At 61.0% G+C, this 12,188-nt stretch carries 8 protein-coding genes; 1 reads left to right on the top strand and 7 read right to left on the bottom strand.

Annotation, left to right across the window (positions count from 1 at the left end; all coding sequences use genetic code 11):
• The first annotated feature begins 104 nt into the window (after positions 1–104).
• On the top strand, positions 105–1,139 hold the full coding sequence (locus ACZ46K_RS09290) for a hypothetical protein (RefSeq protein ID WP_464747808.1): 1,035 nt from the start codon (positions 105–107) through the stop codon (positions 1,137–1,139).
• Between the two features lie 884 nt (positions 1,140–2,023).
• Here the strand turns inward: ACZ46K_RS09290 and ACZ46K_RS09285 are convergent.
• The 7 genes from ACZ46K_RS09285 to ACZ46K_RS09255 all read right to left on the bottom strand — a co-directional run bounded on the left by ACZ46K_RS09285 (position 2,024) and on the right by ACZ46K_RS09255 (position 11,428).
• Entirely contained in the window at positions 2,024–3,412 is a 1,389-nt protein-coding gene (locus ACZ46K_RS09285) for a tyrosine-type recombinase/integrase (protein ID WP_054805285.1), read from the bottom strand.
• 102 nt (positions 3,413–3,514) lie between these two features.
• The gene (locus tag ACZ46K_RS09280) at positions 3,515–4,153 is read right to left on the bottom strand and encodes a recombinase family protein (protein ID WP_054805277.1); all 639 of its coding nucleotides are present in this window, start codon (positions 4,151–4,153) and stop codon (positions 3,515–3,517) included.
• A gap of 305 nt (positions 4,154–4,458) precedes the next feature.
• Complete coding sequence (locus ACZ46K_RS09275) at positions 4,459–4,719, bottom strand: hypothetical protein (RefSeq protein WP_464747803.1); 261 nt, start codon at positions 4,717–4,719, stop codon at positions 4,459–4,461.
• 486 nt (positions 4,720–5,205) lie between these two features.
• The gene (locus ACZ46K_RS09270; RefSeq protein WP_464747801.1) at positions 5,206–7,476 is read right to left on the bottom strand and encodes a bifunctional DNA primase/polymerase; all 2,271 of its coding nucleotides are present in this window, start codon (positions 7,474–7,476) and stop codon (positions 5,206–5,208) included.
• 843 nt (positions 7,477–8,319) lie between these two features.
• Positions 8,320–8,604 (bottom strand): hypothetical protein, encoded by a 285-nt coding sequence (locus ACZ46K_RS09265; RefSeq protein WP_464747799.1) that lies wholly within the window; start codon positions 8,602–8,604, stop codon positions 8,320–8,322.
• A 390-nt stretch (positions 8,605–8,994) separates the two neighbouring features.
• Positions 8,995–9,798 carry a hypothetical protein gene (locus ACZ46K_RS09260; protein WP_464747797.1) on the bottom strand — a complete coding sequence of 268 codons (804 nt, stop codon included), beginning with the start codon at positions 9,796–9,798 and terminating at the stop codon, positions 8,995–8,997.
• Positions 9,799–10,222: 424 nt separating this feature from the next.
• Positions 10,223–11,428 carry a hypothetical protein gene (locus ACZ46K_RS09255; protein ID WP_464747795.1) on the bottom strand — a complete coding sequence of 402 codons (1,206 nt, stop codon included), beginning with the start codon at positions 11,426–11,428 and terminating at the stop codon, positions 10,223–10,225.
• Positions 11,429–12,188 lie beyond the last annotated feature (760 nt).

The following is a 12,188-nucleotide window of genomic DNA, read 5'->3' as shown; positions in this document are numbered from 1 at the left end:
GACGCCGCGGATACGCCGCGAGAGGAGGGCGAAGGCCTCGGCACGGATGTGCAAAGATCACCGTTGAGCTACTCACTACTGCCCCAGACAGATCGAGAGGGAGCATGGATAAGGGCGTACGGCTGCGATTCGTGCTGGAACTGCGCGAAGCCATCGAAAAAATCCGCGGGTGGGAAGAGGGCAACCTAACGATGAAGACATTCAACGTTGGGCAGTTGCCGACACATGAATCCGACCCGACTGTGGCGGAATGCCTCCTCGCCGCGGATGACGAAGACTTATTCAGCCTCGCTCAGTATCTCGGCGTCGAAGCACCGATTGAAAAGGACGAGGTTCTTCCGCCCGCGCGGGAGATAGACCCATACAACGAACTCGTTGCTGCGGAGACAGCGCTTCGGGAAGTTGTCCGCACGGGAATCGGCGATCAGTGGACGAGCGACTTCACCGCGGACAAACTCGCAGCTTTAGAAGCGAAGCGAACCGAAGAGGACAAGCGGCGGGACGGTGTGGCCGTTAGTCAAGACCTCCTCGACTACACCGAGGCCTATCACCTCCAAACCCTAATCCTCAAACACTGGGATGCTGTACAGCCCATCCTGCAGGATAAGAAGCGCACGGAAACACACCTCAAGACGATGCTCAGCATCAGAAATACGATTGCTCACGCCCGTCCAGTAGCTCCGTTCGAAAGGCATCTACTGGCTGGCGTAGCCGGACAAATTCAAAACCTCTTGTCCCTTTACAGGAGCTCGTCGAACGGACCTGATGCATTCTACGCATCCATCAACTATGTCCGGGACTCGTTCGGTGAACAGATCACGGACAACAACGACCGACAAGCGACTATTCCGCGCGTCTCCGTTGGACAGACAATTTCGTTTGAGTGCTCTGCCACAGACCCCAAATCTCGTGAACTTACGTGGACGTTCAGCCTACAAAGTGACCACTATCCGCGGATACCCGTAGAACTGGGTACCGCATTTGGCGCAAACACCACTTTTGAGTGGAAAGTCAGCGAGGATCACGTCGGCGAGAATCAGAGATTGACCGCCTTTGTTAGAAATTCAAGCAAGTATCAGCGAAACGGCGGTTCGGATGCATCTGTTACCTTCTTATACCGCGTAAATCCGCCGATCTAGCCTGTAATGCGAATCCAAATATATCAGAATACTCCGCCGAGCAGCACGAATGCACCCGGCACCGAGGACCTGATCGATACTAGCGACCCCTCCCTGTTTTCGCAGACGCCCGAATGGCTACTCGGTTCCGTAGTCGGAGCTGTTGTAACCGTAATACTCACGGCCATTTTCTCTTTCAAGTTCTGGAAACCTATATGGCGTCGAATCTCTCGTCAGTCACCCGTCTACGTACATATCGAAACCGACCCTCGGGTCATCTTTGCCAATCTGGACTATGACTGGATTACTTTTCCACAATTCATACCTAAGAGCCATGATGACCTCCCTCCACCCCCCTCAGGATTCGCAATCGAAATGGGGAGTTGGGCGGCAAACCTGGGAGGCTTCCCAGCGTTGCACTGCAATTACGATGTAACTATCACGGCACGGGAAAACTCACATGTAGTCGTAAACGCCTTTCGCGTAAAGGCAAAGAAACAGTATCTGCCTCCTGGATCCGTAGTCATCAAAGGTGTCGGCGGCGCGTCAATGGAGTTTCGCCGAATACAAGTGGACCTACACACCACACAACCCAGAGCAACCTATGTTGAAATGGGGGGCGCACCAGCAAGTCCATTCGACTTTCAGCTTGCCCCTGGCGAGTCAGCTAAATTCAACCTGATCATAAATGCTGCTAGCGACGAAGACGTCGACATGTATGAGTGGTGGGGTTGCCTCGACCTTCTGACAAACGGAAAACGACGCAAAGTTCGAGTAGGACGAGGAATTTGGGCAAGGTTATTCGATCATGGACCTGAATTCAAGTTGGTCAACCGCGGACGCCGACCTGAATTCATTCACGTTCCCGGCTCGGAAACGACCTGGGAACCCATTCCTTCCCTTGACTAACCCTCCCGCCTAATTGGCACAACGTTGTCGCCGCGCTCGGGCGGTCCAGCCATCGCTCCGAGCGCGGCCATCGCGTCGGCGTGGTCGTCCTCGAAGAGGTGCGCGTAGACGCTGAGCGTGGTCGTGACCTTCGAATGGCCCATGAACCGCGCAATCGCGAGCGGCTGGAGGCCCGCTGCGACACACAAGCTCGCGTAGGTATGGCGGAGCGCGTGGAACTTCAGCGTGGGCGGTAGGCCCGCGTCGGGCGTGAGCCGGTTCGCTCGGAGCACCGCAGGCCGATACACCGACTTGTAGAACGACGGGTGCCGAAGCGGGGTGCTCCAGTCGAGGGTCAGCCGCGCTTCCGCCTCCTTCACCGGGAGCGCCGCGAGCACCTCTTCCGCCTTCGGCACGATCCGTCGCCCGTGCTCGTCCGTCGCCTTCTTCCCGGTCGGCTTCGCCGCGACGAGGACCGACGCGGGGAACAGCGGTGCACCCACTTCATCGCCACGGGGGTGGGCTGCCAGGTACTCCCGCAGTATTCCTACGGTCGCGGGTGTCAACGGGACGCGACGACGGGAACCCTTGGTCTTCGGAGTGTCGTAGCTCAGCACCCCGTCGATCACCATGACCGTTCGGTCTACCCGTAGGAGTCCTGGCTTTGGGGCGACGTTGGGGTTGATCATCTTGGCCGGCAACTCCACGTCACCTACCTGGAGGCCCGCGAGTTCAGCCGCCCGAAGTCCCGACCACGCCGCGAGATGAACCATAACGTTGTAGGGCCACGGCGTCGCGTCCACGAGCACGGAAACCTGAGTCGCGGTGAGGAACTGGTCGGGGTCATCCACGACACCCGGAGTACCACCATCCGCGCTCCGTTCGCTCGGCAACCGCACGTACTCCGCGGGGTTGCTCGCTAGCCGTCCATCGACCACAGCCTGTTCCAAGACCATCCGAACCAGGAAGTAGGCGTGTCGGACCGTGGACGGCCTCTTACCCGCTGCGGTCATCTTCTGGACCCATTCGGAGATGTAGGGCCGGGTGATTCTGTTCAGTGGGTACCCGCCGAACGTCGCGTCGATACAGAGGTCTCGAGCGTCGCCCCGATGCTTATCAAAGGGAGCGAGCGCGTACTCGTACCCCGCCTTGGTCCGGGGCTTGAGGTCGTGGCGGGACTCCAACCACTCCCCTGCCGCTACGCGGAACGTGACCTCACCCGCCTTCGGATCGAAGGTGGACCCGCGCCGTTGCGCGTGCTCCATGTCAGTCGCGAATCCCTCAGCCTCCTTGAGGGTTCGGAACCTCAACCCACCCTTGGTGCGGTGCTTGCCATCCGGCGTGCGCCAGCGGACTTGGTAGAAGCGGGAGCCATCAGGCCGGGTGAGCTTTCGGACGTTCGCCATGTCAATTCCCTCACTTGCGCTTGTCGTTGCCGAAGATCGCCGCGATGCCGCCCGAGGTCAGCAGCATCACGACCAGGACCATCCAGAACCAGAAATCACTCATCACGCAGCCGCCTTCGCGAGTTCGATGGAGTTGTAGATACGGCGGACCGTTGAGGACTGCCAGGTCGGGCGTCCGGTGGGCGATAGCTCGCCCGCGCCCTCCAGCTCTCGCGCTATGGCGTCGTAGCTCTTGCCTGCGTCGCGGAGCTCCACGATGCGGCGCGCGACTTCCTGAGTGACTTGCCGAGGTCGCCCGAGCTTCTTGCCCCGTGCCTTCGCCGCGCTCGCAGCGGCCCGAGTCCGTTCCCGGATCAGCTCACGCTCGAACTCCGCGAAGACGGCCATCGTCCCTGCCAACGCACGACCCGCAGGAGTCGTGAGGTCCACCCCGAGGTCCAGCACGACCAACGCCCACCCCTGGTTCTTCGCCAGGTCCAGAATCTCGACCGCGTGGAGGAGCGACCGGCTGATCCGGTCCATCCTCGCCACGATCAGCCCGTCCGCGAGTCCCGCCGCAAGCTCACCGAGCGCCTTCCGCAGGCCGGGGTTGACCTGTTTTCCGCTCGCACCTTCATCGCGGAAGATCACCAGGTCCCACCCGCGTCGTTCGGCTTCTGCCTTGAGCGCGGCCTCCTGCGCTTCCAGCCCGAGACCGCTCCGCGCCTGTTCATCCGTGCTCACGCGAACGTATCCGAGCATCAGTTTCCGTTCCGCGCTTGGACTTTGAATCCTCGACATGCGTTCTCTCCCTGCATCATTCGGGGCGTAATCCTTCGTTTACGCCTTACGCCCCGAACCTAGCGACAATTCACGCGAGACGCTACAAACCGTGGTACATAGCTGATCGCCCCGCCGCGGCGTTGAGACCTTTCGTTCGCCCGAACCCCCGACTCGACGCCGATAGGCCGTGACACTGGGCGCTAGCTGTGTGCAATCTGTGTCGAGTAGGCCCGGCCCCGCGAACGACGTCGAACCGAACGACCCGCGGGGGTCAGAGCCAGCTGTCAGAACCAGTCCAACGGAAGTTCGCTACCCCCAGACGGGACCAGCGCACCGAAGGTCGCGGGGTGGACGCGGAAGTCGTCGCGGGCGTTGGCCTTGTCTGCGACCCGGATCGACTCCCACACTTCGCTCCACCACGTCCGCGCTCTCTTCGCCGCAGCCTGCTCCCGTTGGCGACGTTCACGCTCAAGCTTCAGCTCCGCGGCTTGGTCCGCCCGACGGCTGTAGACCCGATACCGCGATTCCTCACCCCAACTGGACATACCCACTCCGATCTGTTCGCTACTAGTGCGCCAATACATTTGATGAATCGATGATGTGCCCCGCGCTACGCGGGAGGGCCGACCGGACAGAAACGACCGATTCCGAGCTATCAACCCGACCGGAAGCGGACCCTCCTGATTACTTTGTGGTCAAAGTAGCTCTGACGGTGCGTCTTTGATTGCTTGCTTACATGTCTTTTCGTGGTCGGATCGAACTAGTTCCCTTCGAACTAGTTCCTTAGGGGGTCGTAGCCGGGAACTCCTTCGGAGTTCCCGGCGACCCCGCGGACCAGGTGTGTCAAGTAGTCCCCGCGTCGGGAACTACTTCGAAACCCGGTTTGACCAGGCAGTTTATCGACGCCCAGGCTCAAGTAGTTCCGAAGTAGTTCCCGGCCTGGGAACTGGTTCAATACCCCACGAAACCTGGGTTCGAACCAGTTCCCGAACCCGTTCCCGAGCCGAACCGCGAAAGACCTTGAAATTCTGCTACTTTCGCAAGTCAGATACGGCTATACGGCCGGGTGCTTCGCACATGCCCCATCGCTCACGCACGACCTCACGCTCCCCTTCGAGCTTCGCCGTATCCATACTCTTAATCCGAAACTCTCTCTGCAACTGGTCGATTGCGTTGAAGGCCACATCACGCTTGCCGCCGACTTCTTTCACAAGCTGGCTCTTGGTGAACTCGAACGGATGGTCCCTCAGGACCTGCTCAATACGCTCACAGACCGCCGATTGTCCGGTCCGCGGGGCGGCGTCGCTACTCGCCGTTGCGTCTGGGGCTTCCAACGTCCACTCGGTGCGCTGATCGTCGGTCGAGTCGAGCTGAAATTCGGCGATGAGCTGGGTTCGGTCGGAGGTCCTCCATCCGACCCCCAACCCACGGATTCGGCCCGGTCGGTCCTTCCCGACACGGACGGTCGCGTTGCCTGCGAGTCCTTGCGCGAAGGGTTCCGTGACCTCCACGATAAAGGCGGCTCCGTCGAGTCCAGCCATCTTGTGCTGCCCGCCGATGGCGTAGCGCCCACGCCCGTCCGATCCCTTGGTGACGTGATCGACGCACACCACCGCCGCGCCCGTCTTCCGAGCAAGCAACTTCGGTAGCTGACGTTGCCACTTCGCCACGTCATCGTTCTCGTTCACCGAGTAGCCGAAGATGCCCATCGAGTCGGTTACGCCGTCCACCACCGCGAGACCGAACGACCGAGACAACGACGCCTCGAACGCCTCGCGGTCCTGCGGAGCGTCCAACGAACTCTCGGGCTGGACGTACGCGAACATCGCCGGATCACGCAGGACCTCCGCGGGTACGCCCAACAAGAGAAGTCGCTTCCCCACGCTCCTCGCGTCCGCTTCAAAGTCCAGGTAGAGGACTGGCTTACCTTCATTCAGACACTCCGCCGCAGCACATTGCACAAGCCACGACTTTCCCGACTCGCTCTCGCCGTGGACGGAGTGGACCTTGCCGGCGTAGAACAACCGCACACCGTCCGACCGCGACAAGACGCTCGGGGCGTCCTCCTCGTCGCCTTCGAGCGCGGCGAACATATCGACCGGCACCCAACTCGACCGCTCCGCTGCAACGGCGACTTCGCCGGATTCGTCCACCAACCCCCGTTCGCGGAGCTGACCACGGTCAATGCCGGGATATGGCGTGTCGGGGTGCCACAACCCACCTGGCGCCAGGGCCTTCGTAGCGACCTGAAGCCCCTTACGCCACAGCTTCGAGGTGGTGTCGATTCCCTCCACGCTTGGTTCGCCAACGACCCGACGAGCTGCTGAGTTCACCATTGCGTCGAACTCGCGCGCAGCGTCAATTTCACTCGCCCGCTCACGGATTGCGTCAACGAACGCGGAGCGCAACACGGTCAGCGCGAGACTCACGCCCGCATCGCCTTGCTCACCCAGCCGGACCAACTCCAAGACGTTGCCTGTCGTGGCGTCGTGGCGACCGCCCCGCGACAAGTCGTTCACCGAGTTCACGAGCCGCTCCGAAACACGCTGAGACATAGGCCCCTCCGACCGCTCGCGGTCGAGCGCGTCGAGAAGGCCCCGTGCGGCCGTCTCGCTTCCCCGCTCAGAGACCTGCGGTTCCGGGACGGCGAGAGCTTCGATTAGAGCGTTCGGCAACTCCGTAAGGTCCTCCACGCTTGGCGGATTCAGGGAGACGTTTCCCACTGGATCGCGCCAGCGATACTGAGTTCCAGTGTCTGGATGAATGCTCGGCCATACAACCGAGTACCTGTGCCAAGGATGGATCACCTGGACATCGCTACTCTTGCGGACTTCCCTACCGTCCGGCCCGATGGTCGGAAGGCTACTCAACCAGAACAATCCCTCAGGCACTCGGTAGAACATCTGACGGCTGCCGTCCTCGCGGGCTGACGAACTCCAGGTCCGTGGGAAGGTCGCTCCAACCATCCGCTCGAATGCAGTCAAGTTCGCCGCACCTTGCTTGTTTTCATGTCCGGTGTCAACGTCGATGGCAATCACGTTGTCGTTCAATCGCAGCGCAAGGTTCCCATCAGAGTGCTCGCCAGTCACCCACCCCTTTACCCGAGCACGGTCAGGGTACGGTGCCGAGCCACCCGTCCACCCCGACGGTGGCGGATATTTCACACCCGGTGGCAGCGGAAGCGGCGAAAGCCACCCGCGACGCAAGTAGTCCAGCGCAGCGTCCTTGTATCGCTTACGGTTACCGAGTGTGCCGACGCGTTTCGCCTCGTTCGCGGACGCGGGTTCGGTAGGATTAGACACGTTGATCCCCTTAGTGTTTGGGTGATACTGAGGCTGGCACCTCAGGAATGCGCAGTTGAGAAGAACGCCCTCTAACCGTATCGCGCGGCTAGAGGGCGTTTCTCGTTCTAGCGCAATGATTTACGAGTGCAAAAGGTCAGGCGTGGCCGTACGGGCCGAACCAACACAACTCGACACCGATGCTTGATGCGCTCAGCTCCAGTTCGTCTTGGCACGGCTCACACGCGGGCGACACGAGGATCCAGAACGAATGCCCCCGCAGAAGGTACTTCAAGTCCTCGGGAGGGATGCACTTCTCATGGCAAAAGCTGCACCATGTGTCCGTAGGATCGGAGAGCGCGAACCGATCCCTCACGACTGCTGCAACCTCCGCACGAGTTGACACCCTCACGTGGAGCGCGCCCGTGTGGTCGTCACCGATGAGCGCCGCGGTTGTCTCCAGCGGACTTGCCACTTGCTCGGCGACGTCACCGCGTACGTCGCCACCGGTCCTTCGGTGTCCTGCAACCTGGTACGGGAAGAACTCACCCAGCGTGGTATTCAGGCTCGCGTGGTTTTGTAGTCGCTGATGACCCCGTGAGAAGGTTTCGGCGAGCCGCACAGCGGCCTCCCACTGATCCACAACCGGGTTCGCAGGACGCGCATCGCGCAGGTCAGGCCGAGTGTCGCCCTCCTTGCGGAGCCCGAGCGATTCGCACAGTGCAGCAACCCGCTTCGGGTCCGGAGCGGCATCTGGGTGCGCCGCAAACCTGCCCGATCGCTCATAGTCCCCTACTGGTTCAGGTCGTCCACCCCGACGGCGGCCAATCGAGTCCTGAGCGTGCAAGTCTGGATTCCAAGTGCTCATGCCGCACCGCCCTTGGTGCCAACACGACGAGTACCGCGGAGCCAAGCGAGCACATCGTTCTCAGACCAGCGCAGGCGGCCCGCGATCTTGTGCGAGGCAAGGTCACCGTCGATGGATGCGAACTTCACCGCGCGCTCGGTGACGGTGACCCCGCGAGCGGTGCAAAGCGCAACCACACCAGGCCGATCAAACGTCGGCAGGTCGGGGTCATACGCGGGAGCGTTGCGAATCTCCATCACGCGCTCGACTTCTGACGTGAGGTTGTGGACGGTCCTGCCCATTGTGGCCTCCTGCTTCAGCGGGAGGAGAACGCGAAGCGCGGACACCTCCCGACATGTTGTCGGTTTGGTATCCGCGTCAGTATTTTGGAGACCCTCGCGCTAGCCGTTTCGCGCTCGAATAGGTCCCCCAGGGTGGCAGGCAGACTATTGGACTTCCATCCTCACCAGAGGCCGCGTTGGTGCGTGCCTTCTTTTCAAGACACTTGCGAGGATCTCTGGACGTCAAGGTCCCTGGTAATGTGGGCGTCGTTGTCTCTCAACGCTCACCGGCAAACTTCCGCTTCCGGCGAACCGGAGCGACTCTAAGCGTACCGGAAACGTACCGAAGTCGTCTACTTCGATCTTCTTCAAAGCTGTTGAGGCCGTGCGTATTAATCGATACTATCTACCCTACCCAACGTTCTCTGACCCTTCTGTCGTACTGGTAGAACTTGCGTCGCCCTCACCAGTCATCTGCCGTACAGCCTCTCGGACTGCTTCATAGCCCTCCTCCTCGTCTGAAACGACCCCAGCGAGCCACACGCCACCGTGGGGGGAAACAACTTTCTTGAGGCGAACCCGCATATCATCCAAGTGCTTGTTTTGGTTTTTCAACTCAACCGCAATGTCGTGTACGGTCTTCGCTGGAAATCGCGTCATCGGAGCAAATGTATTCCAGTCCAGGATTGCCGGGTTTTTGTAATTCTCACCCTTACTATCCTGATAACTAACAGATGCGCGATGAGTCATCTCGATCCCCGCGCATAAGAATCGCCACTCCGCATTATCCCAAACCGTGCGCCATTCCTGACCTGGAGCGAGGATGTAGATTCGTTCCGGGTAGCGCAATAGGGAAATCGAGCTGTTCGCTTTGTTAGGATTTGGACTGATACACAGAGGAGGATCGAAAGCCATGACCACGTTGTATGCTGGTGTCACTCCAAAGTTCTTGACTACCAGATCTAGCCTTTTCCAAGAAGATCGATTCGGCTCGACAAAAATCACAACATTGGGTTGAGCTTGTTCTTCACGGCTCTGCCGCATTTCCTCAACTTGTTTGCGCGCATATACACCAGCAACGATCACCGTAACTAATGCGATTACAGCAGTCGCCCAACCAGCGAGCGCGGCCCATGCCGCCGCAGGCATTTTGTAAAGCATCGACCATATTGCCTGGGCAACTGCGCTGAGGGCTTGCATGAGTTCAGGTGTCACGTGCGTAGCATAGGACACACGGCCCTATATCTCGTATGACTCGTTCACAACCAGCAGGTGCAACAACACCCCCGAGCGGTGAACCGGAAACCTCGCTCGGGGGTGTTGTTGGCGACGTCGTTCTGCGGACTACTGGCGCCGAGCGGACGTCACTTCGTCGTCACGGACCGGGACAAGTCAACCGATCCGTACGACGCTCGGAAGGGCACGGACAAGTCAACGTGCGGTCCTTCCGCTACCCTGCGGCCATGGGCGAGACGCGGGAGTCTGTGCGGCGCGGCTCGGCGCGAATTGTCCGCGGGTATTGCGACGCTGAGCTTTTGCACGTTCCCGTGCTTGGACCTGCCGCGCCTTCGTTGCTTCGGCTTGGTGTGCGCCCTTGGATGCGAAATTCATAGCTCACCTCCTTGAGGGGCAGTTCTGCTCACCAATCGAACGACGGCGGGGTGTACTCGAAGTTCGTCGTGATCTGGGTGACGAAGGCTGCGCCGCGATGGCGGACGCCGACCCCGAAGGACCGTGACGCATACGAGTCGATAAGCGGGTAGCGGGCCTGGTCGCCAGGGATGATCCGCAGACCCTGGTAGGCCGGGTTCTTATGTTGGCGAACACCGATGACGTTGCTCGAGGAATCCGCGCCGCTGGTGGCTACAACCGTGAAATAGCCAGCCGGGATGTACTCAGACTCGATCACCCACACTGGGCCGTAGCTGCCGACGACCGGCAGACCGCCGTACTGGCCCGGAGCAACCTCGCCGACGATGTTTTCGGGCATGAGATAGGCCGGAGCAGACGCCGAGGGGATGAAATCGTGCTTGGCGATGGGGCCAGCGGCCTCTGAGCCTTCCTTGGGCCGGGACTCCTGTCCTGCGCGCCAGGACTGGACCAGTTCGCCTTCCTCCGGGTTGACGAGCAGCAGCAACTTCGAGCCCGGCTGGCGCCCGTAGCCCTTCGTGGTTACGGCCTTGATCGCTGTTTCGACGTCCGAGCTGTCGATCACGGACGCGCCCGATGCGAGGTAGTGCGTCGTGGACGAAGGGAAGGACTTGCCGAGGTAGGGAAGCGGGGTGATGCCGTCGTCGCCGGTGTACAGCCCGTAGCACGTCGCACCGAACTCGTTGACTTCCGGCGCGGGGTCGAACAGGCGATTGAGGATCGTTGTGTTGACGAGCTTGTTGTCTGCGGCGAGCACGTCCGCGAAGATCGCGGCGACCTGATCCGCGGTGCTGTCGCGGAGGAACTTCCACGTGTAGCGACTGGCGAGGTCGTGGTCCTCGAAGGTGTAACCAAGCTTGAGCACGTCACTCGGCACACGGTTGCTCTGCGGGACGCCGAACTCAGACGCTCGCTCGAAGGAACTGCCGGCCAGCGACTGCGGCACGGCATCCGCGGCCTGAGTCGTCGGGTAACTCATCAGTCGCGCCAGGGCGGTGCGTTCCTCGTTGAAGATCGCGAGAGCGGCCATCTGCTCCCGCCAGATCGCATTGAGATCCACGCCGTCCGCGGTGGCGTTGACGAGGACGTCGCCTTCAGTGTTGTAACCGCGCTCCGCGCCGAAGATGGGCATAACGGCGATGCCGTTGATATAGCCGATGGGCTGGGAAATGTCGAAACTCCGGGAAATGGTCATCGTTGCTCCTGAGTCTGGTTCTGGTCACTCGGTCGCGCTCCGCGCGGTGTCGTGTGGGCCACCAGCCCATGAGCCCCGTTCCCGGGAGTCCGTTCGTTCAGTCCCGCGCCGCAGGCGCTCCTCGGCCCGAACGGAGACGACGTTACCCGGTCTCCTCGCGTCTCAGGGAGCGACGAGAGACGCCGCGCAGACGCCGCGACCCCAGGCGTCCGGCGGCGAACCGGCACCGTACCGAAGGCGGACAGAACCGTACGAGATCATGCCTTTGAGCTGCGGTGTTCAGCTGGCGTCCGCGAGGTCCGCGCAGTCCGCTCGAACACACGTTTCAACCCCGAAATACCTTCCCAAGCTGAATACGCGGGTTCGATTCCCGTCATCGGCTCCAGCGTTTCAACAGGTAGAGGGCGCTCCCACGATCTGGAGCGCCCTTCATCATTCCCCGAGACGCCGCAAATACGTGAGTTCTTACCGAACTGGGGATGACGCCACTGACGAAGAAGTCGCGGCGCGCAGGCCCGCCCGACCGACTGCGGGATTCCCGACTACGTCGAGCGTGTGACACCTGGCCTCCCCGGCGACCCGGGCGGAGGAGATCGAATGATCCTCGCTCTCACCGCGCTTGCCGGTGGACTCGGTGGCATGGCGCAGTTTCTCGTGGACACTGCAGTCAACCGCCACAACAGGTGGTCACCGTTGGGCACTGTCGTGGTCAATGCAACAGCGTGTCTGTTCCTCGGGTTGCCCACGGGCTACGCACTCG

Source organism: Rhodococcus sp. JCM 9793 (assembly GCF_055380405.1).
The sequence above is the reverse complement of the archived record's forward strand: the minus strand, read 5'-3'. Positions and strand labels throughout refer to the sequence as shown.

Bases quoted from the DNA above. Each gene is read 5' to 3' on its own strand.
- ACZ46K_RS09290 (WP_464747808.1), top strand. From the start codon at position 105: ATGGATAAGGGCGTACGGCTGCGATTCGTGCTGGAACTGCGCGAAGCC.
- ACZ46K_RS09285 (WP_054805285.1), bottom strand. From the start codon at position 3,412: ATGGCGAACGTCCGAAAGCTCACCCGGCCTGATGGCTCCCGCTTCTAC.
- ACZ46K_RS09280 (WP_054805277.1), bottom strand. From the start codon at position 4,153: ATGCTCGGATACGTTCGCGTGAGCACGGATGAACAGGCGCGGAGCGGT.
- ACZ46K_RS09275 (WP_464747803.1), bottom strand. From the start codon at position 4,719: ATGTCCAGTTGGGGTGAGGAATCGCGGTATCGGGTCTACAGCCGTCGG.
- ACZ46K_RS09265 (WP_464747799.1), bottom strand. From the start codon at position 8,604: ATGGGCAGGACCGTCCACAACCTCACGTCAGAAGTCGAGCGCGTGATG.
- ACZ46K_RS09255 (WP_464747795.1), bottom strand. From the start codon at position 11,428: ATGACCATTTCCCGGAGTTTCGACATTTCCCAGCCCATCGGCTATATC.